This window comes from Capnocytophaga stomatis, assembly GCF_002302635.1.
GTDB lineage: Bacteria > Bacteroidota > Bacteroidia > Flavobacteriales > Flavobacteriaceae > Capnocytophaga > Capnocytophaga stomatis.
On sequence record NZ_CP022387.1, the window covers coordinates 1,828,744 to 1,854,197 of the forward strand.

Consider the following 25,454-nt stretch of genomic DNA (forward strand, 5'->3'; position numbering starts at 1 on the left):
AATGAAAACAATTTATCTTTTTGCAATTCCTTTATTTTTAGTTGCTTGTAAATCGAATTCATCAGAAAAAACCTCTGAAGAAACAGCGTCTGTCAATGTAAAACCTGTGGTTATCAGCACTTGGAATCACGGATTGCCAGCCAATGACGCTGCTTGGGAAATTCTCGCTTCGGGCGGAAATGCTTTAGATGCCGTTGAAAAAGGCGTGATGACTGCTGAAGCCGACCCCGAAGAAACTTCCGTAGGTTACGGAGGCTATCCCGACCGAGAAGGAAACGTAACGCTCGATGCCTGCATTATGGACAGCCAAAACAATGCGGGTTCGGTGGCTTGCCTGAAAAATATCAAGCACCCCATTTCGGTAGCTCGTTTGGTGATGGAAAAAACGCCTCACGTAATGCTCGTGGGTGACGGAGCTAAGCAATTTGCTCTTTCACAGGGATTTAAAGAAGAAGATTTACTAACTGAAAAGTCAAAGAAGGCTTATGAAGAATGGCTAAAAACCTCTCAATATAAGCCTATTATCAATATTGAAAACCACGACACGATTAGTATGTTAGCGTTGGATGAAAACGGGAATCTTTCCGGAGCTTGTACCACCAGCGGAATGGCTTGGAAAATGGCAGGTAGAGTGGGAGATTCACCTATCATCGGCGGAGGTCTGTTTTTGGATAATGAAGTAGGAGCAGCCGCAGCAACAGGTTTAGGCGAAGCGGTTATCCGTACGGCAGGCAGTGCGATGGTGGTGGAGTTGATGCGACACGGGAAATCTCCGCAAGAAGCTTGTGAAATCGTTACTAAACGCATTTATGATTTGTACAAAAACTCGCCCGAATTGGAACATCTGCAAGTTGGATTTATCGCTTTAAGTAAAAGTGGAGAAATTGGGGCATTTTGCGTTCGTAAAGGATTTAATTACGCACTGCAATCTAAAAATCAACAAAATACACTCATTGATGCAACTTATATGATGGAATAGAAATAATTTTATAAATTTAAAAAAACGCACCGAATAACTCAATTATTTGGTGCGTTTTTGTTTGGAAAAGTTTAAAGTGATTGAGCGTATTTTTTGTTATTTCGAATTGATTTTATGATGACTTTGATTATTATACAAACAATACCAGTTAAGCTCCATAGAGTAATAACTACAGGAAAATCAAATTTATCAGAAAATCTTGTTAAGGAAGATAATACAGGTATGGAGAACATAATAATTAAAGTGTCATAGTTTTGACTTACTTTGTTGGTTTCAATGAGGTTTTCTGATAGTAATCCCTCTTGAATATAGGTTAAATCACGAGTTTCGAAAGTAATTGATCTTTCTTTTATACGTTTTCCGTCTCGGTAAGTTACTATGAAATGAATATTTCCGAGTTTCGTGTTCTCTATTTTTGTTGCTACAATATGTTTACGTTCAATATAGGGAGCTGCTCCCGAAGAAAACCACATTATGAGGAAAGTCACTATCAGAAAAATGGTTGCAAAACCAGTTGCAAAAATAGCCAAATCAGTGTTGTCCAAAAAGAAAAATACAACGGCTATTATAGAAAATAATAATGTTCCAATAAATACAACACCTAACGTTTTAAACAAAAACGAAATGGATTTTTCGTAAGTTTTTGTGATATTTTCAGGAATAACAGACCTATTGATTATCAGTTTATCACTAAAAATATGCAGATACTCTTTTACACCTTGTAGGGTTCGCAAGGGTTTTTCGGTTATAGTTTCAGTAATTAGTGCCTCGTATGAAGTGCCCAAAGTAGTTAAAATACGTTTTAAAGTTTCTCCCGAAGGAGTGCTTTCTGCATTTTCCACCCGTTGAACCGTTCGGAGAGAAACTCCCGATTGGGTTGCCAATTCTTCTTGCGAAAGACATTTAACTTTTCGTAATTCCTTAATTTTTTGTGATAGTTTTTCGATATTCATAGCCTCCTAATTTTTCGCAAAGATATGAGGATTTCAGCTTTTTTCTTTAATTTTTGATACGCCTTTTTTACGTCATTTTCAGAATAAAACCACAAATGAATGATGTTTCTGTAAGAATTTGGCATAAATACGGAGCAAGTTGCTGTTTTCGACAAACTTTTTTGGAAATTTATTTTGTTTTACTCCAAATGGTGTTACCTTTGTACTGTGAAAGGTAATTTGATAAACGTAGAACAACAAATGTACGAACTAAACAACCACCAACGAAGATATTTTGGGCTTGACCCAATCGCATCTCATTGGAATAGAGTGATTTTGAAAGGCGATATGCATCGTCCCGATAGCATTTTGTATTTTGATGGCGATACTATCAAACGCCGTATTATCTCCACCGAAAAGGAATACAAAGAAGCCCATTACAACGAGCAGACTCGCAACAGAGAAGTGCTTTTGCCGAAAACTTCCAGAGGAAAAGAACAGAAACTCAATGCTTCTACTTTTGAAAAACGCACGCCCATCGGGGTTTATCTGTCGGTGGGTGAATATGGAGATTTAACCATAGGAAGCCTTACCTCACAAACGTCCTTTTACCGAAGATTGTGGGAGTATCCTGTGCAAAAAGGACTGAAACCTACCGATTTAATAGATGAATTTATCCAAAATTCGCCTGAAAATCATTTTGAGGAAATTGAAAAATTCAGACAGTTAAAACGGCAGAATTTAAAATTCAAACAGGGCGATTATTTTTGCTTTAAGCTCAACCGTACCGAGTTTGGTTTTGGCAGGATTTTGATGGATATAGATAAAGTTCGGAAAACCAATGTTTTACCTCTTGACCATAAATTGTTTTGGCTGATGGGAAAACCTGTGCTGGTACAGTTGTTTGTTTTTGCATCTTCTACTAAAAATGTTGATTTACAAATACTTAAAAGTCAATCTGTTTTGCCTGCTTCGGTGATGATGGATAATGCGTTTTTCTATGGTGAATATCAAGTGATTGACTACGAGCCTATTGCAGATGAGGCGTATGATTTTCCTATATCGTTTTATTACGGTTTCACGGATTACAACGCTCCTGAAATCTGTACACTACAATGGGGATTTATTCACTTGGAAATGAAACGAAGTGATTTTGATAAACATATTTCCAGTAAGTTACAACAAGTTTTAAAGGAAAATGAACTCAAACACAATACCATTGGTTTTTCGCCTGCATACGATAATTTTGAAATCAACAATGCACTAAAAGGCATTGGGATTGACCCCAATCATTGGATATGGAAAGAGGACTTGCGAAACCCCAAGTGGGAAGAGGCTAAAAACGAACTTTTTACCATTTTTGGGCTTGACTCAAAGAACAACTACGCTGAAAATTGCAAAAAATTAGGTGTGAGGCTACCAAGTGAAGTTGGAATGTGAAAAATACAAAGAGCTTCAAAAAGGTTACTCCAAGTAAAAAATAGAAAATCAGGACGTTTTATATTTGTCAAAAGTATCTACAATGCTGTGGTACAAAAATTGTCGTGAATCCTCTTTCAAAAGAAAAATCAGTAAGTGAATAGACGAAGTTTTATAAAGAAAAGTTTTTGGGGAACTGTGGGTGTAACGGCTTTGACGGGCTTGTACGCTTGGAGAATTGAGCCTCACTGGTTGGAGTTTGTCCGTGTAAAAATGCCTATTAAGAATCTCCCTGAATCGTTGGTTGGCAAAACTTTAATGCAGATAAGTGATATTCACACGGGAAATCGGGTAGATAATTCTTACCTAATAAATTCGCTAAAAGAGGCAAAGAGATATAATCCTGATTTTGTGGTGTATACAGGCGATTATGTTACGCTTCATCAAGAACGGCTGATGCACGATAAACTCGAAGAAGTGTTTGAAGAGAGCGTCAAAGGTAATCTTGGTACAATTGCTATTTTGGGAAATCACGATTACGGATTTGAGTGGAGTGAATCCGAAGTTGCTGACCAAATAACAAGAACAATTGAAAAAGAGGGAATTGTTGTGCTCAGAAATTCTTCTGTGGAAATGGAAGGATTAAATTTTATTGGGCTTGATGATTATTGGGCAAAGCAAACTGATGCAGAAAAAGCTTTTGCAAATTATGAACCAACTAAGGCAAATATAGTGCTTTGCCACAATCCTGATGTGTGCGATTTGGATGTATGGCACAATTACAAAGGATGGATTCTTTCCGGACATACACACGGAGGGCAATGCAAACCACCTTTTTTACCACCTCCAATACTTCCCGTGAAAAATAAAAATTATACCGCAGGAAAATTCAACTTATCTGACGGAAGAACACTTTATATCAATCGTGGGTTGGGACATTCGCAGAAAATTCGGTTGAATGTTCGTCCTGAAATTACTATCTTTGAACTTGAGAAAGGGTAAATTATTAAAAAAACAATCCTAAAAAGGACAAAGTTTACAATTTTTTAATACCTTTGTGCTATTAGGAAGTCTATTTTTTTTACTGATTTGGTATTATTTCAAAGCATTAATAAAATCAAATTTTTAGCTTTATAAAAATGAAAAGAAAAATTGTATTAGTTACATTGATACTGTCCATTTATCTTGGTTGTGCACAAAAACAATTGACTCAGGCAGAATTGGAAACAATGTTTAGTAAGGATTGGTGTACTTGCTTGGAAAAAGAATCTGTAGGCAAAGACGGAGAGCAAATTCCCCAAGTATGGGTGGATTGTATAGCCAAAATAATGAAACAATACACTGAAAATGAGATTCTGTATGCTGATATACGTAAATTTGCAATACTGAATTATCCTGATTCAAACTTATCCGATTATGAAAGAGAAAGACTTTTTGGAAGGCAATTAGGAAAAAAAATGCTTGTACAGTCACTTGATAATTGCGATATTTATCTGAAAGGAATGAGTGATTTTAAGACGTTTTACATCAAAAAAGCAACACAAGATGCTTCTTCTGAAAGCAAAAAAGAAGTGGAAGTGCTTATAAAGAAAATGCAAGAGACATTAGACGAAGTTGACATTAATAAAATGAATGATACACAAAAAAGTCAAATAGGAGAGTACTATGTTCTTTTGGGGCTGTTGTATGAATTTAAGGGAGATAAATCTCTTGCATTACTTCAATACGATAAGGCGATAGAACTTGTTCCATATAATTATAAAGCAATTGCTTTCAAGAAGTTAATAAACTAAAAAATACTTTTTTTAGATTGTTTAATTTTTTGAATATTTTAATTTTTTTGAGAAAAATATGTATCCATTAAGAAGAAACCGAAGATTGCGTACCACCGAAGCCATTCGTAGTTTGGTTCGTGAAACCATTGTTACGCCCGATGATTTTTTGGTGCCACTTTTTGTGGTGGAAGGTAAAGGAGTGAAGGAAGAAATCGCGTCAATGCCAAATTATTACCGATATAGCTTGGATTTGCTTGAAAAAGAAGTGAAGGAGCTTTGGAAATTAGGTTTGAAATCGGTGTTGTTGTTTGTGAAAGTTCCTGACAATTTGAAAGATAACAAAGGAACGGAAGCTGCTAATCCTAACGGATTAATGCAACGTGCCATTAAAACCGTGAAAAATGCCGTTCCGCAGATGTTGGTAATGACTGATGTAGCACTTGACCCATATTCTGTTTACGGACACGACGGAATTATCGAAAACGGACAAATTGCCAACGATGCCACAGTAGATGCCCTTTGCCAAATGAGCCTTTCACACGCTCAGGTGGGTGCCGATTTTGTTGCTCCCAGCGATATGATGGACGGAAGAATATTGAATATCCGTGAAACATTGGAAAATAATGATTTCCAGAATGTTGGGATAATGTCGTACAGTGCCAAATATGCTTCTGCTTTTTATGGTCCTTTCCGTGATGCTTTGGATAGTGCTCCCGTTGATATTCAGGATATTCCGAAAGACAAAAAAACATATCAAATGGATTATCACAATCGTTTGGAAGCCATCAGAGAAACCCGAATGGATATTGAAGAAGGTGCAGATATTGTGATGGTTAAGCCTGGGCTGTGCTATCTGGATATCGTTCGCGAGGTGAAAAATATGTCGGAAGTTCCCGTTGCGGTGTATCAGGTTTCGGGCGAATATGCAATGCTCAAAGCCGCTGCCGAAAAAGGTTGGCTTGACCACGATGCGGTAATGCTCGAACAAGTAACCGCTATTAAAAGAGCAGGAGCGGATATCATCGCTTCTTACTTCGCTAAAGATGTAGCTAAATTGATAGGTTAAAACGCTGAAATCACACAGATATGAAATGTTATCTGTGTGATTTTTTTATATATTAGGGCGGTACTAAGTTTTGTATTTTTCTGATGTTATGTGCTGAAAAATAGGAATATAGCATAAAGTAATGTTAAAGTTTAACCGCTGATTTTGAGATGATTTTCTGTATGTGTTTGAAAATCAATTTTTTTTATCTTTTTATATTCTTAAAATATTGTTATTCAGTAGTTTTTATGTTAAAATAGAGTTGCTTTATTTGTATATCTTTTGTTACTTTGTGACTGTATTTCAACAAGAAAACTATGAAACAACTTTTTTACTTACTTGGTATTTTATTGACCATCATTCTTGGTGCTTTTTTGCAGTACCATTTTTGTTGTCAGGCAGTTTGTTGCTCAAATAATTCCTCTGAACAGACTGTAAAAGAAGAACTTCCTAAGGAAAAGCAAAAAACGTTAGGTTTTTTGATTGTTACCAGCCCTTTGAAATTAGAGCATACGGATAATTTCAAATTCACGAAAAATTCGTATGAAATTCGTCCCGTAGTTGCGCAAATAGATGCTTTAATTGACCAATCAAAAGAACATTTCAAAGAAAATGAGTCTAAAGTATTGGAAATTATTGGCTTGTATTCCTCAGATGAAACGAATCATTCTGTTTTTCCTACAATTGGTTTGGCAAGGGCTAACGCCGTTAAAATGTACTTCGAGAAAAGAGGCTTCCCTTCCCGACAGTTAAAAATTTCAGACCGATTGGAGCAAGGCATAGGAAAGAACTTGGAAGAAGCAGATATTGCCACCGTTTTTGAGGTAACGGAGGTAACTGCTGAAAGTCAGACAGAAAAAATGGAATCTTTCAAGGCTTTTGCTAAAGAACTTCGTGAAAATCCTATCCGATTGTACTTTGAAACGGGTGAGTCGCACATCAATCTCACGATGGAAGAACGCGAAAAAATTCAAAAATTGAACGATTACATTTCGCACGTGGAAGGCGCCTGTGTGCAAGTTATCGGACATACGGATAATGTTGGGAAACGACCTTCCAATTTGCGTTTGGGAGAAGAAAGAGCGGCTTTTGTGAAATCGTATTTGGTTAAAAATAACTTTCCTGAGTCACTTGTTGAGGTAATTTCGCACGGACCGGACAAACCCATCGCAAGTAACAAAACCCAAGAAGGGCGTGCCCAAAACAGAAGAGTTGAAATTACTTTAGAATAATCAAAATAAATTGTTAATCATTAAATTACAAAAAATATGTTGTGTTGGATTATACCTATTATCGTTGGACTTATTTGTGCTTTGTTAGGTTATTTACTTGGCAAGCGTTGTGCGTGTAAAAAATTAGACGATTGCGAATCAATCCGTGAAAATATGCGGAAAGATTTTGAAAAGGAACGTTCCGAGTTTCAGAAGATAAAAATCGACTTGGAAGAAAAACTTAAGCTAAAAACAAGTGAAATTTCAGGATTTCAAAGCAAGTTTGATGATTGCGAGTCGCTTCGTAAAAATATGCTAAATGATTTTGAAAAAGAACGTTCTGAATTTGAAAGAATACGATTTGATTTAGAAGAGAAACTTAAATCCAAAGAAAATGAAATTTTTGGATTCCAAAGCCAAATAAAAGATTTGGAAAGACCGCCAGTTCCTCAATTTTTGTTCGATGAAGAAGCTGCAAGACTTGTTTTCGGTAAGAAAATCAAAGAAGATGATTTGACAATCGTTGAGGGAATAGGTCCTAAAATTCAGGAATTGTTTAAAGAAAACGGAATTTCTACTTGGAAAAAACTTTCGGAAACATCAGTGGAAAGGCTTAAAGAAATTCTTACCATCGGAGGAGAACGATTTATCATTCATAATCCCGGCACGTGGCCTCGTCAAGCAGAGTTAGCATATCAAGGCAAGTGGCAGGAACTCAAAGAATGGCAAGATTTCCTTGTCGGGGGCGTGGAGCCATCATAGATACACGATTTTTAGAGGTTTAAAAATGGTTTGTTTTTACGGCAAACCATTTTTTGTGTTTATTTTTTCAGTACATTTGCGTATTAAATTTCTCGTTTTATGCATAAATCAGGTTTTGTAAATATTATAGGCAATCCAAATGTTGGAAAATCTACTTTGATGAATGCCTTTGTTGGTGAGCGGTTGTCCATAATTACTTCAAAAGCTCAAACAACAAGGCATCGTATTTTTGGAATTGTAAGTGGTGATGATTTCCAAATTGTATTTTCAGATACACCTGGGATTATTAAACCTGCCTATGAATTGCAACATTCAATGATGGATTTCGTGAAAAGTGCCTTAGAAGATGCCGATATTCTCATTTATATGGTTGAAGTAGGGGAGAAAGAGCTCAAAGATGAAGCTTTTTTTGCAAAAATAAACAAAATGAATGTTCCAATTCTTCTTTTAATTAACAAAATCGATAAATCTTCGCAGGAAGAATTAGAAAATCAGGTTGCTTATTGGAAAGAACAAGTTCCAAAGGCAGAAATTTTCCCGATTTCGGCTTTGGAAGGTTTTCAAACTGGGGAAGTATTCAATCGTATTTTGGAATTATTGCCCGAATCACCTCCTTTTTTCCCAAAAGACCAATTGACGGACAAACCCGAACGATTTTTTGTTAATGAAATCATCCGTGAGAAAATTTTACTGAATTACAAAAAGGAAATTCCGTATGCGGTTGAGGTTGAAACAGAAGCTTTTGTTGAATCCGAACAAATCATTCATATTCGCTCGGTGATTATGGTGGAGCGTGAAACTCAAAAAGGAATTATCATCGGTCATAAAGGTGAGGCGCTCAAAAAGGTGGGTGTGCAAGCTCGTGCCGATTTAGAGAAATTTTTCGGAAAACAAATTCATATTGAGATATTTGTAAAAGTAAACAAAGATTGGCGTTCCAACGCACGGCAATTGAGGCGATTTGGCTACAAAGAAAATTAGTGAATTTAAAGAACACAGGTTTGTCTTCTTTTTAGTTTTCAGCCTTCCGTTTGATTAGCTTTACTGTGAAAATAGCCTCTACGATTGTGAAAATAAAGTAAGGAATTATCACGAATAAGGTATCGGATATGGGTGTTTTTTCCGTGTTATTTATTAAAGGAAAAATAAAAATGATAATAGCTATCATACGAATTAAAGCTGTCCCAAGAAAAGCAAAAGCAGTGTATTTTCTTAAAAATAAGTAGATTGTGTAAATGATACTTATCACACATACAGATAGGCTAAAGTGAAATAGAGAAATCTTGTCAACTCCCAAAAAAGACGAAAATCCGTACTTGCTGACAATAGTTTCCAAAGGAAAATACGTCAGAACAGTCAAGGCAATTATAAGAAGAAAAAAACGAAAAAAAATACTCATAATTAAGATTTGTCAGACATATTCATCACTTGCCTGATTACGGAATATATAGCCACAAAAACTCCTAAAAGGGAGAGAACCACAGTAAATAGCGGGTACAGATTAGGGAATTTTCCGTCCAACCAATCGCCCAAAAAAACACAAATGGCTATGGTAATAGCCATTTGCAGTCCCGCTTGGGAGAATTTTATCCACTTATTTAGTTGCTTTGTCGGCAATTTGTAATTTTTCATTTGAAATCTGAGGTTTAGAGCCTTTCATAGTACACGAAACATTGAAGATAGCCCCAGGTTCAATAGATAGTTTGTCTGTAAAAACCTCTCCTTCAATTACTGAAGTTGATTTTAAACTCAGCACGCCATTTACACGTAATGTTCCTTCAATTTTACCTTCAACGTCTGCATTTTCGCAAATAACAACACCTTTAATAAGTCCTGTTCTTCCAACGACTAATTTTCCACTTGTTTGGAAATTTCCTTCAATCTCACCATCAATTCTAAAATCAGTTTTAGAAATTATATCTCCTTTAAATTTTGTTTCGGCAACGATTCTGTTGCTACTTCCTGATGATGTGTTTTCAGCCATAACTTTCTTATTTTCTTTAAACATAATTTTCTATTTTTAGAGAGATTAAAAATTATCCCCCAAAGTTAATCTTTTTTTAAATATAAAAAAAGAAATGAAAATCTTTTTTGAAGTTACTGAAGAAGGAGGCAGGAAAATTTATTCCATTGTTTGCTGATTAGTTTTTTGATAATATATTGATTTTTAGAGTATTGTTTTTTGAGAAAATAAAAACATTCCAATACAGTTTTTTTGTATTGGAATGCTAAGAAAATTTAAAAATTTATTTGTTATGAGAATATTTTTCAACCGTTAATCCACATTGTCGTGTAGGAACGAATTGTTTCTGCGTATCTGGTATTCACCTGAACTGTCCTTACTGATTGAAGTTCTTGACTGGTTACTTTCAGAATAGTTGCTTGACGAACCAAAAGTGTGATTGTAACTTTGCAATCTGTTCGAGCGTCTTGCCATAACGTCTGAAATTCTGCTATTTACAGGGTCAATTTCTTGAGGTTCATCTTCCAAAAACATACTCATTTGTCCTTGTTCGTCAATGTTTGTAGGCTTTGGAGTTTCAACTTCTTCTTTTCTGTAAAGGATGAATTCATTTCTGCTTTCCTCTGTTGTGGAACGAGAAGAAAACGGTTTAGCTTCGTTAAAAGTTTTTTCCAGTTCCATATAATCTTCCAGAGAATGACGAATTTCTCCTTTTTGATTTACAGTTGGAGTGATTTGTTTTGGTTCTTCGTAATCGTCATTAATATCACTGCTCAAATGAAAGAAAACGGGCGTGTCAGAATTTTTATTAATTTCTTTAACAGGTTCTTGTTTTATAACTCTTTGAGGTTGAACTCGTTCTTTTGCTGCAAATGAATTGTTGTTCAAGGTAGCTTTGGGTTTTTCAACAATTGTGAAAAGCTGCTCTGGAGAAAGTACTTCACAATCAACCCAAATGTTGAACAATTCAGCAAGAGAAGAAGCCTGAGGATTTGGTTTCTTTTCTTGAGAAGAAGGAGCAGTAGGTGTTGGATAAACAGGCTGCCACTCATTCGTGTTCACAATTGGGGTGTTACGTTCTGTTAAATCGTGTACAATGGGTTGAGTATCATCAAGCACGTGAATAACTTTCTTCGTCTCACCACTGACGATTTCGTGTTGCTGATTGGCATCGAACCCTGTGGCAATTACAGTAACTGACAAAGCATCACCTAACGACTCGTCTTCACCAATACCTGTGATTAAATCAGCCATATTTTCGCCAGCTTGCATCTGAACGTAATTACTGATTTCTTCAATTTCTTTAGTTGTTGCTTGTTTGCTTCCGTAAACGATTAACAACAAGGCGTTTTTGGCTCCGGTGATTTTGTTGTCATTTAACAGAGGAGAATTTAAAGCTCCTGAAATAGCCTCGAAAGCTCTGTTTTCTCCCTCGGCGATTGCAGACCCCATAATTGCAGTTCCTCCTTCTCCAAGTACAGTGCGGGCATCATTCAAGTCGATGTTTACGATATAGTGCTTACTGATTACCTCTGCCATTCCTTTGGCTCCTTTCAAGAGGATCTCGTCAGCTTTAGCGTAACTATCTCTGATACCCAAGTCTCCGTAGATTTCAGAGATTTTGTTATTATTGATAACAATCAATGAATCAACACATTCTCTTAATTTTTTGATTCCTGCTTGTGCTTGTTTACTTCTTTTTAGGCCTTCATAAGTAAAAGGAGATGTAACAATAGCCACTGTTAAAATTCCCATTTCTTTGGCTTGCTTGGCAATCACGGGAGCCGCTCCGGTCCCGGTTCCACCGCCCATTCCTGCTGTGATGAAAACCATTTGTGTGTTTCCTTCCAGAACTTTGCGGATTTCCTCCAAGCTTTCTTCAGCTGCTTTTTCGCCAATTTCAGGGTCCGCACCAGCACCTAATCCTTCCGTTAGTGTTACTCCTAATTGAATTTTATTGGTAACCGGACTATTTTCAAGAGCTTGAGCATCTGTATTACAGATAACATAATCCACTCCTTTTATTCCTTGAATATGCATATGGTTTACGGCATTACAGCCGCCACCACCAACGCCTATAACCTTGATAATATTGCTTTTACCTTTGGGTAAGTCAAATTTCAATCCTGTGTTGTTCATATCATTTGTACTCATAACTATTTGTTTTATTATTTATTCGTCGCTACTGTCTAAAAAATCTTTAATTCGTCTGCCTACTCCTTCCCAAAATCCTCTTGGCTTTCTTTTGACTTCTTCCTGATTTTCAGTGTTTTCTTCTTGAAAAGTGTCAAAATTTTCAGAGATGGGAGATTCTTGATATACAACTTCGGGCTGAGGAGGTGTAACTTCCTTTATTGCCTCCATTTTTTGTCGGATAATTTCTTCTGCTTCATAATCAATGGCACTCATTACCAGTCCTATAGATGTTGCATAGATTGGAGAAATTATCTTCGTGTCCGAATTGTTTGCCAAATGTTCGTTAGGGTAACCAATACGGGTATCCATTCCTGTGATGTATTCCACTAATTGCTGAATGTGTTTTAACTGGCTTCCACCGCCTGTAAGCACAATGCCTGCAATTAGTTTCTTTTTGTGCTCTTCGTGTCCGTAACTTTTTATTGTATTGAAAACCAAATTGATAATTTCACTTACACGAGCGTGAATTATTTTTGAAAGGTTTTTCAGAGTAATTTCTTTCGGTTCTTTGCCTTTAATTCCCGGAATTGAAACGATTTCATTATCGCGATTTTCCCCTGGCCAAGCCGAGCCAAATTCTACTTTTAGCATTTCGGCTTGTCTTCCTAAAATGCCGCACCCTTCTTTGATGTCTTCCGTAATGATGTTTCCTCCCATTGGGATTACTGCCGTATGCCGAATGATTCCATCTTTGAAAATTGCCACATCAGTAGTTCCGCCACCGATATCAACCAAGGCTACTCCCACATCTTTTTCCTCTTCGCTGAGAACGGCATTAGCAGAAGCTAAAGGTTCAAGCGTAAGATTTGTGAATGTCAGCCCAGATAACTGCACACATCGGGTAATGCTTTTGATAGAATTTAATTGCCCGATAACCAAGTGAAATGAAGCATCTAAGCGGGAACCAATCATTCCGATAGGCTCTCGGATATCGTCTTGGTCGTCCACTTTGTATTCTTGCGGTAATGCGTGAATTATTTTTTGACCAGGTGACAAACCAATGCGATACACTTGCTGTTTCAGTTGTTCAATATCTTCAATATCAATCAGTTTTTCCGCATCAGGACGGATGATATAATCGCTGTGTGAACGGCTCAAAATGTGTTGCCCCGCAATTCCTACAACCACTTCTTTGATTTCTAATCCTATTTTTTCCTCCGCATCACGGATTGCTTCAAGAATTGATTGTGTTGTTTTTGTAATATTGTGAACTACACCTTTGTTTATTCCTTCACTTTTGGCTTGTCCGTAGCCTAATATTTCAATTTTTCCATATTCATTCTTGACCCCGACCATCGCAACAATCTTCGTCGTTCCGATATCTAAGCCAACGTAATATTTTTTATATTTCATATCATTATGCTTCATATTTTTTTTCGTGTTAAGATGTTAAATTACAGACTGTAAATGAATTTATTTGTTAAATTCCAATCTTTTTCTGAAAATATTAACTACTTTTCAATAACATAAAAACTCCAAAAACGCAAAAATAAACAATTATTTTGTACAAACTACCTGATTTGAATATTTTAAATTAACAATTTTATAAACATTTAAGGTTTTGCTTTTTTCCATTTGTTTGTAAAATGCTTTTAGATTTGCCTTTTTCTGTTCCATTTCCTCCAAATCCCCCCAAATAACAACAAAACTTGCTACTCGCATATGGAATTCGTATTCGCCGTTGCGTTTTACCTTTATTTCAGTAATATTTTTCGTTAGAAATTCATCATTTTGTATGAATTTTATTAAATCATATGTGTTTTCCCAATATTTTTCATCAACATTTCCTGTAATAAGAGGAACTCTTGCCGAAAATGAGTCGGAAAGAGGCATTTTTTTGCCCTGTGAATCCATATAAAAGAACTTTCCATCCTCATAAAATCGTGCAATGGGCTGACGTTGTTTTACACTCACATTCAAAATCCCGTCAATTGTGCAAAAAACTTCCGATTTTTCAACCATTGCGTGATTGTCCAACAACTTTTCTATTTCATTGAGTTTCAGCACACCCAATTGGTTCGCATTGTGCGAGTTGTTAAGAACCATTCTGCGTACCGTTTCATCCGTGATGTACATATCCGAGCTTTGGTGATCAACACGCACTTCCTTGATAATCCGAGCGTTATTTCTGCTTGATGCAAAAATCTGTAATGAAACAGGCAACAGAATGATTGTTATTATTTTTAATATTTTTCGTAATTTGGGTTTCATTTATTACAACAAATCTATTTATGAGAAAGCTTTTTTAATTCTTTCAACTTCCGCCCCGATGTCACCTGCCCCAATGGTGAGCAATAACTTCGGTTGTTTTTCTTTCAGTAGCGGAATTAAACCTTCTTTCGATACCAAAACTTTTTGTTTGCTTCGGATTTTTTCCAATAATTTTTCCGAAGTGATTCCTTCAATAGGCAATTCCCTTGCAGGATAAATGTCTAACAGAATTACATCGTCGAATTTGGATAAACTTTCGGCAAATTCATCCATAAAATCGCGTGTTCGGGTGAATAAATGTGGCTGAAAAACAATGGTTTTCTCGATTTTCGGATACATTTCGTCCACCGCTTGAAAAAGTGCATTGATTTCCGATGGGTGATGTGCGTAATCGTCAATGAAAACGAAATCTTTTTCCTTAATGATGTACGAAAATCGGCGTTTTACTCCTTTGAACGTTGCCAAAGCCGACAGTAATTTTTCGGCGGGAAATCCTGCTCGTACGCCCATCGCTACCGCAGCCAAAGCGTTCGACAAGTTGTGCCTGCCCGGTTTTGGAAATTCATAATCTTTAAGAACGTTGTTAGCATAATGGAAATCAAAGTGATACATTCCGTTTTCGATGTGAATATTTTGAAAACTGAAATCGGAATTATCTTCCAATCCGTAGGTTTTTCCGTTTATTTTCAGTCCGTTACACACAATTCTGTTTTCGTCTTTTTCAATTTTTCCAGCAAAATCACGGAAACCTTTTTCAAATTCTTCCTTATTTCCGTAGATATCCAAGTGGTCGGCATCCATTGAGGTAATACACGCAATATCAGGTGATAACCTCAGGAAAGAACGGTCAAATTCATCAGCTTCCACAACTGTAAATTCACTTCCGTGAAGTACCAAATTACTGTTGAAATTTTCAGCAATTCCGCCTAAAAACGCACTTACCGAAGCCCCGCTTTCCACCAGAATATGAGCCAAAATGCTTGATGTAGTGGTTTTTCCGTGTGTTCCTGCCACCGCCAAACAGAAGCTGTTTTCGGTAATCATACCTAAAATTTCAGAACGTTTAAAAGCTTGATAACCATTGACTTGGAAAAATATCAGTTCAGCGTGCGTTTTCGGGACGGCGGGCGTGTACACCACCAACGTATCTTCTATGTTTCTGAAATCGGTCGGGATATTTGCCTCATTTTCTGTGAAATGGACTTTAATTCCTTCGCTTTCAAGAGTGTCGGTAATTTCTGTTGGCGTGCGGTCGTATCCGCAAACATTCTTCCCGATGGCTTTGAAATAACGAGCCAAAGCCGACATCCCGATTCCACCAATCCCGATGAAATATACGTTTTTTATGTTGTTGAAATTGATTTTCATAGTGCTTTTATTTAAGGTTTTAAAAATTAAAAGATTAGGGTAGTGATGCAAAAAGTATGATACCTTAAAAAAGAGGATGTTTCTGTCAGGCTGAGCGAAGTCGAAGCCTTATTATTACAGGCTTCGACTTCGCTCAGCCTGACAATCGAAACGATTATCACACTTTTTATAACACGACCAGAGATTAAATGATTAATTGTTGTTTTTTGTATTTCTTTTATCTCTTTCTCTTCAATTTTTTTCAATTTTTTCAATCTTTCAATCATTTAATCTTTGAATAATTTAAAATAATATCCACGATGTCCTTAGTTGCGTTGGGTTGAGCTAATTTTTTGATGTTTTCAGAGAGGTTTTTTTTCAGATTTTCATCAAGAATTAACTGCGAAAATGTTGTTTCAAATTGGCTATCTAACTCGCTTTCACGGATTAAAATGCAACCTTGTTTTTTTGCCACTGCCTGTGCGTTTTTGGTTTGATGGTCTTCCGCTACGTTGGGCGACGGAATGAAAATCACGGGTTTGCCCACGATGCAAAGCTCACTTACGGAACTTGCTCCCGCTCGGGAAATAATCACATCTGCCGAGGCATACGCAAAATCCATTCGGTCAATGAATTGCAGAACTTTAATGCTCTCGGAATTGTATTTTTTATATTCTTCAAAGTATAACTTTCCGCATTGCCAAAGCACCTGAACGTTAAGCTTTTCAAAAAGAGTTAAATTGCTTTCAATGAGTTGATTGATACGTCTTGCCCCGAGACTTCCTCCCAAAACCAAAAGCGTTTTTTTATCGGGATTGAGCGAGAAAAATAGCTGAGTTTCCTTTCTTTTTTCGGAAATGTCAAGCAAATCTGCCCGAACAGGATTTCCCGTTTTTACGATTTTCTCTCTCGGGAAGAATTTTTCCATATCGTCGTAAGCCACACATATTTTTGCTGCTTTTTGGCACACCCATTTGTTGGTTACACCCGCGTAGGAATTTTGTTCCTGAATTACCGTTGGGATGCCCAACCACTCGGCGGCTTTAAGCGTTGGAGCAGAGGCATATCCGCCTGTTCCGATAACTACATCAGGGCGAAACTTTTTGATGATTTTCCGAGCCTTCCATAAACTGCTGGCAAGTTTCAGCGGAAACATCAGATTGTCAAACGTTAGTTTGCGTTGCAAGCCCGAAATCCATAGTCCCTTAATGGGGAAGCCCGCCTGAGGAACTTTTTGCATTTCCATTCGGTTTTCGGCTCCCACAAACAGAATTTCGGCATCGGGTAAACGACGTTTTATTTCATTTGCAATGGCAATGGCAGGATAAATGTGTCCGCCTGTGCCTCCGCCTGATATGATGAATCTTTTCATAATGGTTTGAATATTTAAGGATTAAGTAAATATTTATTTTACTAATTTCTTTTCTTTTCGTTTTTGGATTTCTTCCATAATTTCCTCGGCAAGTTCTTCTTCCACTTCGGCTAAGTTTTTATCTTTTTCCATAGCTTGTTGTTTGCTATTGCGTTTGCTTGTACTTACCGACAGAATCAATCCCAATGCGAGGCACGTCATCCAAATGGATGTTCCACCGCTGCTAATAAGCGGGAGGTTTTGCCCCGTTACCGGAAATAATTCCACCGCAACTCCCATATTTATGAGAGCTTGCAAGATGATTGGGAAGCCAACTCCTAACACTAACAATTGCCCGAATATCGTTCTTGCATTTTGCGAGATGATTACAATCCGTAAAAGTAAAAGCACGTAAAGAGCCATTATCACTAATGCTCCGAACGAGCCGTATTCTTCCGTAACGATAGCGTAAATAAAGTCGGAAGAACTCTGTGGCAGAAAGTTTTTCATTGTACTTTTTCCGGCTCCTTCGCCCATCAGTCCGCCTTTGGCAATTGCCATTTTTGCACGCTCAATTTGGTAACCTTCTTTCTCGTCATCTCCTGCCGTAAAAGATTCGATACGGCTTACCCAAGTACTTACCCGCGTATTTTTAAAATTATCAGGAAATGCTTTTACCGTAAGCACGAAAACCGCCATAAGAACAATACCAATACATAAAGCAGTAAGGATATTCTTCAGAGGATGCCGACCGATAAAGGTTAAAATCCCGACCGAACCTGCTCCCAGCACTGCCGTAGAAAGGTTTGAAGGCACGATAAGCCCGATGATAACCGCCACAGGCAACCACAAGGGAAGGAAAGATTCAGAAAATGTGGGCTTTTTCCCGTAATTTTCAGCCAAATACGAGGCTACATACGTCATTAGCATAACCAAAGCGAAGGTAGAAGGCTGAAACGAAATACCTACTACAGGCACTTGAATCCATCGGCTGGCATTGGCTCCATCAATGGTGGTTCCTTTCAGAGCGGCAATAATCAGAAACAAAGCCGAAAGGAATAATCCTACTTTTGAAATCGGGCGTGAAAAACGATACGGAATCTTATGAGTGATATAAATGATGACGAAGCCAATAAATACAATGATTCCGTGTCGGAGAAAATGCCCGAACGTGGTACCCTTCCCGATAACATAAACCAAATTTGTGCTGGCACTATATACAGCCAAAAATGAGAATAATGTAAATATCAGTATGATAGCCCAAGTGACTTTATCGCCTTTTATATTTCGTGCTAACCAACTTCGCATTTGTTATAGTTTTTCTACTTCTTTCTTGAATTCATCTCCTCGATCTTCGTAATTCTTAAACAAATCGAAGCTTGCACACGCCGGCGAAAGTAGCACCGTATCTCCATTACTTGCAAAACGTTTGGCAAAAGCTACGGCATCAGCCATACTTTGTGTTTCTACCATTTGCTCTACAATGTTCCCGAAGGAGTTCAATATCACTCGGTTGTCTTTCCCTAAGCATACAATGGCTTTTACCTTTTCGTGTACGTAAGGAAGTAGGGGAGAGTAGTCGTTGCCTTTGTCCACGCCGCCAACAATCCATACTACGGGCGTTTTCATTGTGTCCAGAGCGAAGAACACTGAGTTCACATTCGTGGCTTTGGAGTCATTGATGTAGGTCACGCCTTCCACTGTTTTCACTTCTTCCAAACGATGCGGCTCACCCACGAAGCCTTTTAAGCTTTCGCGAATAGATTGCTTCCTAACGTTCAATAATCGGGAGGCAACGGAACCTGCCATTGAGTTTTTGGCGTTGTGTTTTCCTCTTAGCGAGGCGTTTTCTACTTCAAATTCAATAGTTTTATTGTCAATCATAGTATAAATTGTATTATTTTTAAAAAATGCTCCTTCTTTTTGTTCCTTTTCTAAGGAAAATGGAATCTTTCGAGCTTTAATGGAATGGTTTTTCAAGTATTGTTCGATAATAGGGTCGTCAGCATCGTAGATGAAATAATCGTTTTCGTCCTGATTTTCGGTAATTCTGAATTTCGACGCGATGTAATTCTCCATTTTATAATCGTATCTGTCCAGATGGTCAGGGGTGATGTTCAGCAAGATGGCAATGTGCGGCTTAAAACTCGTAATACCGTCCAGTTGAAAGCTGCTGATTTCCAGAACGTAGTATTCTTTGTCATCTTCGGCGACCATTTGAGCAAAACTCTTCCCGATGTTGCCCGCTACGCCCACATTCAGCCCACTTTCCTTCAAAATGTGATGTGTTAAACTGGTTGTGGTTGTTTTTCCGTTGCTTCCGGTGATGGCAACAATCTTCCCTTTGGTATAGCGATAGGCAAATTCAATTTCGGAAATGATTTCAATGCCCTTTTCCTTTGCTTTTTTGATGATTTCCACCGTGTCAGGAATTCCTGGACTTTTTATGATGCTACTGGCGGAGAGAATTTCGCTCTCCGTGTGCTTGCCTTCTTCCCAACGAATGTTATGTTGATTGAGTACGTTGGTATATTTGATAGCTACTTTGCCTTTGTCGGACAAAAACACGTCCCAGCCCTCCTTTTTTCCAAGAATGGCTGCCCCAACGCCGCTTTCGCCTCCTCCTAAAATGACTAATTTCTTCATTTTTTGTTGTTTTTTTATAGTTTTAGAAATCTACATCTCATCTAAAATTTGTTGGACGTAAGGTTTCATATATTTGTCAGTAAGTAAAGATGTTAATATCTCTTTTTTAGCTTCATTAGGCATTTTTTCAATGGCAGATAAAGCATTATGTCTGCAATTTTCATCTTCATTGCTATCACTTACGATAGTTTTTGCCAGTTTAATCAATGTCGGATATTCAATAAAGTTCCGTAAAGCCATTATGGCATAGTTTCTTACCAAATAATCTTCTTCATTTGTGATGATATGCTCTAAACTTTGAGCAATTTTTGGCTTTTTATCGTTTGGGATGTCATAAATTGCAATAATTTTCAATGCTTCGATGCGTGCTAAATCATATTCTGCTTCATTTGCGATAATTATGTTGAAAAAATCCCATTTTTCATCGGTTTCTTCGAATTCAACTTCTCTGATAAAATCATATTTTTGGTCATCATCAAGTTGATTTAGTTTTTCGATAAATATATTTTTCATAATGTTGTGTTTTTTTCTATTTAAGAATAAACTATAGCTAACTCGCTTTAAACTGTCATTTTATAAAATCCTACTTTGAAGGAGATGTTCGAAGGGCGGAGTATATTTTTTTAAGATTTACATCCCCCTAACCCCCTTCAAAGGGGGAATTAGTGTAAAAAACTATCTTAGGTCAGTTATATCATTTGTCTTTTTTATTTTAGATTAAAAATGTTTCTTCTATACAATGTTAAATTTGTTATAAACTTGCTTTATTTTATTCCGAACGCACTTCATATTGTATTGTACCTGATTTATTTTGTGTTGTACGGACTTCATTTTGTTATGTACGGGCTTTATATTGGTCTGTACCGACTTTCTTTTGTGTTGTACGGACTTCATTTTATGTCATACAAGCTCAATTTTGTGCTGTACTGACATATTTTTGTCAATTTAATCCATTCTGAAGAGCTTTTTTAGCTTCAAAATGAGAAAAACCAGACCTATTGTTGCGTATAATAAGACAATTATTAGTAAATCGTACAATAAGGTAAAAGGCAACAACACGATGGCTTTTGTATAAGCTCCTATTTTGGGAAGTTTGGATTTTTGTTTTATTGTAAATTCAATCTTTTGCTTCAGCGAAAACTCATTTTTTAGTTTTTCTTTCAATTTTTGCTTCGGTGCGAACACTCCGGCAATGTGAATCGACTTATAGATGAAATTTCCCGTGTCTTCTTCGCAAGAAACATTACCTTTTTTGCAAAATCCGATGTTTTTAGTCTCTTGTACGCTCTTTTCAGAGAGTTTTTCAGGATTTATTCCCAAAAGAATTAACATACTGAGCATATTTTCCTGCTTGATACTCTCCGCATAACACTTTGCAAAGCCATAATACAACTCATTTTTCCATTTGGAAAAGAAAATGCTTTCCAATTCCTTTTGATTTTCGGGTTTTACCTTGTTAAAGTGGTAATAAAACTTCTTTCCGACGATGATTAATTCGTTTTGGGAAGAAAAACCCGCGTATTTTATGATATCTGTATGCTTTTTGTAAATAATATTCTCCTTTTTCCTCGCATCGGAAAACATTTTTTCGGTTAAAGATGAATATTTGAACAGATTTATCATTTGTTTTTTCTATTTTACGACCTTATTTCTCTTCTTTACAGATGAAAAAGGCTTCTTTCCGAACTTTGATTACCTAATTTTTAAGGTTACGAATGACATAATCGCCAAAATGATGCCCACAATCAAGAATCGCATCACTATTTTGCTTTCGTGGTAGCCTTTTTTCTGGTAATGATGATGTAGTGGCGACATTAGGAAAATGCGTCTGCCTTCGCCATACTTCTTTTTCGTGTATTTGAAGTACGAAACCTGTAACATTACCGATAGATTTTCTGCCAGAAAGATACCGCACAACAACGGAATGAGTAATTCCTTACGTACCGAGATAGCAATCACGGCAATTACGCCCCCGATGGTTAAACTTCCCGTATCGCCCATAAAAACCTGAGCCGGATAGGTGTTGTACCACAAAAATCCGATGAGTGCCCCGGCAAATGCTGCGATAAAGATGGTTATTTCTCCCACGTTGGGGATATACATTATGTTAAGGTACTGGGAGAAAATGATGTTCCCCGATACCCAAGCGAAAATCCCGAGTGTCAGCACGATGATGGCGGAACTTCCTGCCGCCAGTCCGTCAATTCCGTCGGTGAGGTTAGCTCCGTTGGAAACCGCCGTAACAATTAAAATCACGATGGGAATAAAAACCAACCAAACATAGTTTTTACTACCTTCACCAGCCCACGAAATGAGTTCGGCATAGTCAAATTCGTTGTTCTTCAGGAAAGGAATGGTTGTTTTTGTGGATTTTATTTCTTCGGTTTGGGCTTGTACCTCAGTAACTGTGCTTGCTTTTACGTTTTCGTTCTTCACGGTTACATTCGGGTTGAAATAAAGCATCGCCCCGACGAAAAGCCCTAAGCCTATTTGCCCCAGAACTTTGAATCTGCCTTTAAGTCCGTCTTTATTCTTGCGAAAAACCTTGATGTAATCATCCGCAAACCCGATAACTCCCATCCAAACCATTGAAACTATAAGCAAAATGATGTACACGTTAGCCAGTTCGGCGAACAGTAGCACCGGAACAAGCGTTGCCAAGATGATAATAACCCCGCCCATTGTTGGTGTGCCGGCTTTTTCGTTCTGCCCTTGCAAACCTAAGTCGCGAATGGTTTCGCCCACCTGCAAAGCGTACAGCCTGCGGATAATTTTCTTTCCGAAAATTGTAGCAATCAAAAGCGAAAGAATCGCCGCCACGCCCGCACGGAACGATAAGTATTGAAACAATCCTGCTCCCGCCAAATTGTATTCTTTTTCTAAATAATCAAATAAATAATATAACATTTAGTTATCAGTAATTAGGGAATAGGGGTTTGTTCCTATTCGGGATTAATATTTTTGCCTTTTATGCCCATACAATAGAAAAGATGTGGCTTCTTTCCGAGCAATTAATTGATAGTTTCTACAAAAAATTACTCAGTTACAACGATGATTTTGTCATCATTTTTTTCATTTTTATCAAGTTCTTCATTGAGCTTTAAACTCACTTGAACGGTGTGGTCATCAATCTTTTTGAACTTACTGTGCTTTCCTTTAATTGACTCTATTCTGTTATCAAATTTGAATGTAACATTGAACTGTATGTCAATCATTTTCATAAAGTTTTGCATTTTATCGCTTAGCTCGTTATCTTCTTGCCCCTCTTTCTCTTCTTTTGAGGTGAGGTCTTTCATATCGATAACTAATCTCTTTCCATCCCAGTCTGTTCCCGATTTTACGAACGGAGAGAGCATTTTAGCCTCTTCATTTTTGGAATCGGAAAATCCTTCTAATTCTTTTTTGGTTAATCGTTCCATTTTGATAGCAAAACCGGTTTCTTGTTCCTTGTCAAAAATCCCTTTCAAGAAGATTTTTTTAGCTATTTCCACAGAATCTTTATCGATAGGTTTTCCTTCTTCCTCAGATAATTGGTAAATGCTTTTCCATTCTTTAGAAAGTTTGTTAAGGCTTGATTTCTTACTTGTAGAATCGGACGCCGATTGCATCATTTCCATCGCTTCCTTTGCATCAAACTCCATAAGAATACTTGTAGCGTCATCTTTGTGGAAGGTCATTTCCATATTTACGGTACAAGATTGCAAGAGTCCTATAAAAAGCCCCAAAAGTGTGATAATTTTGATTTTATGTTTCATCATATTTTTCTTTAGTTTAAAGGTTTTATAATTGTTTTTATACTGAAAGGAAAGCAGGTTTTAAAATTCGGAAGTGATGCAAAAAGTATGATACCTTAAAAAAGAGGGTATTTCTGTCAGGCTGAGCGAAGTCGAAGCCCTGTTAATAATGAGGCTTCGACTTCGCTCAGCCTGACAATCGAAACAATCATCATACTTTTTATAACACTACCTAAAATTCTTCTTTCAGTTTGCTGTATACTTCCAAATCATCTCCCAAATACACTCGGAGAGATATAAAAATTAAGTATGCACAGATTCTTGATTATTTTATCATCTTTTTATAAACGTTTTGTCTGTTTTTACCCAATAGGGTGTAACCAATATGGGCGAAAAAACGATGTTTTTAGTACTTTTATTGGCTATTACCGCCCACTTTCTGTGCAAAATAAATGTCAATTTTTCTTCTTTGGTCAAGCCTTCCAAAGTGTAATAATTCTCAAAGAAACGATGCTTTTGGTGGAAAACCTGATAATAATGTATCTTTTTATTAAACTTTTTCTCGTATTCTGCTATGGATTCTTTCAGCGGAATCACCTCGTTTTGAGGCTCTAAAAAATCTCTATCCTGATGGAAAACTTTTATTTTTCCCTTTTCTTGCTGATGATATTCAAAATCTTCCGAATAATCCCCTTCCAACAGATTTTCGTAATAATTCATCTCTGGAAATCCGTTTCTTATGACCAAACTATCTATTTTTATAGTCCCTTTATCTCGTTGAATATGATACAAAACCGAACTTGCAGAGGGCTCTCCTCGTGATGGACTCATCTTTTTATAAAGTTCGTAATTGGGCGTAATGAGAATTATTTCCGAAAACTCGGGATAAATGTGTTGCAATCGCTTGAAGGGAATGTTAGGAACCACAAAAATCACAGGTTTTTTATGTGATGACGGAATGGCGATGTCCGTCAATATGTTATTGTTTTTATTATGCGAATGTTGATATTCTTCGTAAAATATATTTCTGTCATCTATATGAATAACATTATGAAATACATTGTCCCTAATATTTTGAGCCAAACCATTTGCGTGAAGTAAAGCCATAATTATTATTAGTTTTAGTTTCATTTTGTAATAAATTGCTATTTGTTTGTAATTTATTTTATTTCAGTTTTTTGTAAGAGCAACTTCAGCGTAACGAATTGACGTGAGTAATTGCGTAAGCCTTTTTGACCTTTTCGTTATTTATGAATAAAAACAATCTGCTTCCCATTTTGTAGGGTTATTTTCGATGTATTCGTGAATTTTGAAATACGATTCCTCATTTCGGATAATGTGTTCGTAATAATTGCGTTGCCAAAGGGAAAACCCTGTTTTTTTTGACACCGCCGATTTATATCCGCGAACAATTGCCCCCAATGTTTGCGATGGCGACCGTAGGGGCGTATTGCATACGCCCTTTTCATCATCATTGGGCGTATGCAATGTTACATCATTGGGCGTATGCAATACACCCCTACATTGGTGGGCGATTTCTATAATGGCGTGAAAATGATTGGGCATTACTATGAATGTGTGTATTTTGATATTCTTACGAACATTTTCTGTATTTATCCATTCATTATATGCAATTTCCCCAATTGCATTCAATTGCATTTTCCCATCGATGATTTCCCCGAAATAATGCGTCCTGTTTTGGCAACAAATCGTAATGAAGTACAATCCTTCACGGCTGTAATCATATCCTTTCAGACGAATTGAACGCCTTTTGTGTATGTCGGGGTTGTATTTTTTCATCGTTGATTTGTTTTTTTTGTTGTCATAGGGGCGTATGCAATACGCCCCTACATTCGTAAATGGTAATTTGCCCACCTATGGTT

26 protein-coding genes are annotated in these 25,454 nt (G+C 37.0%); 9 read left to right on the top strand and 17 right to left on the bottom strand.

All coding sequences use genetic code 11. From position 1 onward, the window contains the following. The first annotated feature begins 1 nt into the window (after position 1). The gene (locus CGC58_RS08015) at positions 2 to 979 is read left to right on the top strand and encodes a N(4)-(beta-N-acetylglucosaminyl)-L-asparaginase (RefSeq protein ID WP_095896249.1); all 978 of its coding nucleotides are present in this window, start codon (positions 2 to 4) and stop codon (positions 977 to 979) included. Positions 980 to 1,050: 71 nt separating this feature from the next. Here CGC58_RS08015 and CGC58_RS08020 read toward each other — a convergent pair whose 3' ends face one another. Beyond that, on the bottom strand, positions 1,051 to 1,932 hold the full coding sequence (locus tag CGC58_RS08020) for a helix-turn-helix domain-containing protein (protein WP_095896250.1): 882 nt from the start codon (positions 1,930 to 1,932) through the stop codon (positions 1,051 to 1,053). A gap of 240 nt (positions 1,933 to 2,172) precedes the next feature. On the opposite strand from CGC58_RS08020, the gene CGC58_RS08025 reads away from it, so the two are divergent. The 7 genes from CGC58_RS08025 to era all read left to right on the top strand — a co-directional run bounded on the left by CGC58_RS08025 (position 2,173) and on the right by era (position 9,104). Beyond that, positions 2,173 to 3,351: an immunity 26/phosphotriesterase HocA family protein gene (locus CGC58_RS08025; RefSeq protein ID WP_095897164.1), complete on the top strand. Its 1,179-nt coding sequence runs from the start codon at positions 2,173 to 2,175 to the stop codon at positions 3,349 to 3,351. A 135-nt stretch (positions 3,352 to 3,486) separates the two neighbouring features. Then, positions 3,487 to 4,332 carry a metallophosphoesterase gene (locus CGC58_RS08030; protein ID WP_198540716.1) on the top strand — a complete coding sequence of 282 codons (846 nt, stop codon included), beginning with the start codon at positions 3,487 to 3,489 and terminating at the stop codon, positions 4,330 to 4,332. Between the two features lie 137 nt (positions 4,333 to 4,469). Beyond that, positions 4,470 to 5,123, top strand: coding sequence for a tetratricopeptide repeat protein (locus CGC58_RS08035; RefSeq protein ID WP_095896251.1), 654 nt, complete (start codon positions 4,470 to 4,472; stop codon positions 5,121 to 5,123). Between the two features lie 58 nt (positions 5,124 to 5,181). Further along, on the top strand, positions 5,182 to 6,171 hold the full coding sequence (gene hemB / locus CGC58_RS08040; RefSeq protein WP_095896252.1) for a porphobilinogen synthase: 990 nt from the start codon (positions 5,182 to 5,184) through the stop codon (positions 6,169 to 6,171). A gap of 296 nt (positions 6,172 to 6,467) precedes the next feature. After that, positions 6,468 to 7,382: an OmpA family protein gene (locus tag CGC58_RS08045; protein ID WP_095896253.1), complete on the top strand. Its 915-nt coding sequence runs from the start codon at positions 6,468 to 6,470 to the stop codon at positions 7,380 to 7,382. A gap of 36 nt (positions 7,383 to 7,418) precedes the next feature. Next, a complete protein-coding gene (locus CGC58_RS08050; RefSeq protein WP_095896254.1) occupies positions 7,419 to 8,123 on the top strand; it encodes a hypothetical protein in 705 nt (234 codons plus the stop codon). A 99-nt stretch (positions 8,124 to 8,222) separates the two neighbouring features. Beyond that, the gene (gene era / locus CGC58_RS08055; protein WP_095896255.1) at positions 8,223 to 9,104 is read left to right on the top strand and encodes a GTPase Era; all 882 of its coding nucleotides are present in this window, start codon (positions 8,223 to 8,225) and stop codon (positions 9,102 to 9,104) included. 31 nt (positions 9,105 to 9,135) lie between these two features. Here the strand turns inward: era and CGC58_RS08060 are convergent, their stop codons facing one another. From CGC58_RS08060 to CGC58_RS08115, 11 genes are all read right to left on the bottom strand, one after another. After that, on the bottom strand, positions 9,136 to 9,522 hold the full coding sequence (locus CGC58_RS08060; RefSeq protein WP_095896256.1) for a hypothetical protein: 387 nt from the start codon (positions 9,520 to 9,522) through the stop codon (positions 9,136 to 9,138). 2 nt (positions 9,523 to 9,524) lie between these two features. Next, complete coding sequence (locus CGC58_RS08065; protein ID WP_095896257.1) at positions 9,525 to 9,755, bottom strand: AtpZ/AtpI family protein; 231 nt, start codon at positions 9,753 to 9,755, stop codon at positions 9,525 to 9,527. Continuing rightward, the gene (locus CGC58_RS08070) at positions 9,718 to 10,131 is read right to left on the bottom strand and encodes a bactofilin family protein (protein ID WP_095896258.1); all 414 of its coding nucleotides are present in this window, start codon (positions 10,129 to 10,131) and stop codon (positions 9,718 to 9,720) included. Before CGC58_RS08070 ends, CGC58_RS08065 begins: the two co-directional genes overlap by 38 nt. A 267-nt stretch (positions 10,132 to 10,398) precedes the next feature. Beyond that, positions 10,399 to 12,240, bottom strand: coding sequence for a cell division protein FtsZ (gene ftsZ, locus CGC58_RS08075; RefSeq protein WP_095896259.1), 1,842 nt, complete (start codon positions 12,238 to 12,240; stop codon positions 10,399 to 10,401). 18 nt (positions 12,241 to 12,258) lie between these two features. Next, a complete protein-coding gene (gene ftsA, locus CGC58_RS08080) occupies positions 12,259 to 13,635 on the bottom strand; it encodes a cell division protein FtsA (protein WP_095897166.1) in 1,377 nt (458 codons plus the stop codon). A 144-nt stretch (positions 13,636 to 13,779) separates the two neighbouring features. Next, complete coding sequence (locus tag CGC58_RS08085; RefSeq protein ID WP_095896260.1) at positions 13,780 to 14,493, bottom strand: cell division protein FtsQ/DivIB; 714 nt, start codon at positions 14,491 to 14,493, stop codon at positions 13,780 to 13,782. Positions 14,494 to 14,511: 18 nt separating this feature from the next. Then, positions 14,512 to 15,861, bottom strand: a complete 1,350-nt coding sequence (gene murC, locus CGC58_RS08090; RefSeq protein WP_394336607.1) for a UDP-N-acetylmuramate--L-alanine ligase — start codon at positions 15,859 to 15,861, stop codon at positions 14,512 to 14,514. A 262-nt stretch (positions 15,862 to 16,123) separates the two neighbouring features. Beyond that, positions 16,124 to 17,212 carry an undecaprenyldiphospho-muramoylpentapeptide beta-N-acetylglucosaminyltransferase gene (murG, locus tag CGC58_RS08100; RefSeq protein ID WP_095896262.1) on the bottom strand — a complete coding sequence of 363 codons (1,089 nt, stop codon included), beginning with the start codon at positions 17,210 to 17,212 and terminating at the stop codon, positions 16,124 to 16,126. Positions 17,213 to 17,245: 33 nt separating this feature from the next. Beyond that, complete coding sequence (locus tag CGC58_RS08105; protein ID WP_095896263.1) at positions 17,246 to 18,499, bottom strand: FtsW/RodA/SpoVE family cell cycle protein; 1,254 nt, start codon at positions 18,497 to 18,499, stop codon at positions 17,246 to 17,248. 3 nt (positions 18,500 to 18,502) lie between these two features. Then, entirely contained in the window at positions 18,503 to 19,837 is a 1,335-nt protein-coding gene (gene murD, locus CGC58_RS08110) for a UDP-N-acetylmuramoyl-L-alanine--D-glutamate ligase (protein WP_095896264.1), read from the bottom strand. A 30-nt stretch (positions 19,838 to 19,867) separates the two neighbouring features. Next, the gene (locus tag CGC58_RS08115; protein WP_095896265.1) at positions 19,868 to 20,350 is read right to left on the bottom strand and encodes a HEAT repeat domain-containing protein; all 483 of its coding nucleotides are present in this window, start codon (positions 20,348 to 20,350) and stop codon (positions 19,868 to 19,870) included. A gap of 210 nt (positions 20,351 to 20,560) precedes the next feature. On the opposite strand from CGC58_RS08115, the gene CGC58_RS08120 reads away from it, so the two are divergent. Further along, complete coding sequence (locus CGC58_RS08120; RefSeq protein WP_095896266.1) at positions 20,561 to 20,767, top strand: ATP synthase subunit A; 207 nt, start codon at positions 20,561 to 20,563, stop codon at positions 20,765 to 20,767. Positions 20,768 to 20,782: 15 nt separating this feature from the next. On the opposite strand, the gene CGC58_RS08125 is transcribed toward CGC58_RS08120, so the two are convergent. From CGC58_RS08125 to CGC58_RS08145, 5 genes are all read right to left on the bottom strand, one after another. Beyond that, on the bottom strand, positions 20,783 to 21,460 hold the full coding sequence (locus CGC58_RS08125) for a hypothetical protein (protein ID WP_232748816.1): 678 nt from the start codon (positions 21,458 to 21,460) through the stop codon (positions 20,783 to 20,785). Positions 21,461 to 21,529: 69 nt separating this feature from the next. After that, positions 21,530 to 22,744: a phospho-N-acetylmuramoyl-pentapeptide-transferase gene (gene mraY / locus CGC58_RS08130; RefSeq protein ID WP_095896267.1), complete on the bottom strand. Its 1,215-nt coding sequence runs from the start codon at positions 22,742 to 22,744 to the stop codon at positions 21,530 to 21,532. A 128-nt stretch (positions 22,745 to 22,872) separates the two neighbouring features. Next, positions 22,873 to 23,595 (bottom strand): hypothetical protein, encoded by a 723-nt coding sequence (locus tag CGC58_RS08135; RefSeq protein WP_157909234.1) that lies wholly within the window; start codon positions 23,593 to 23,595, stop codon positions 22,873 to 22,875. Positions 23,596 to 23,904: 309 nt separating this feature from the next. Then, a complete protein-coding gene (locus tag CGC58_RS08140; protein WP_198540717.1) occupies positions 23,905 to 24,702 on the bottom strand; it encodes a hypothetical protein in 798 nt (265 codons plus the stop codon). A gap of 117 nt (positions 24,703 to 24,819) precedes the next feature. Next, complete coding sequence (locus CGC58_RS08145; RefSeq protein ID WP_095897169.1) at positions 24,820 to 25,371, bottom strand: transposase; 552 nt, start codon at positions 25,369 to 25,371, stop codon at positions 24,820 to 24,822. Positions 25,372 to 25,454 lie beyond the last annotated feature (83 nt).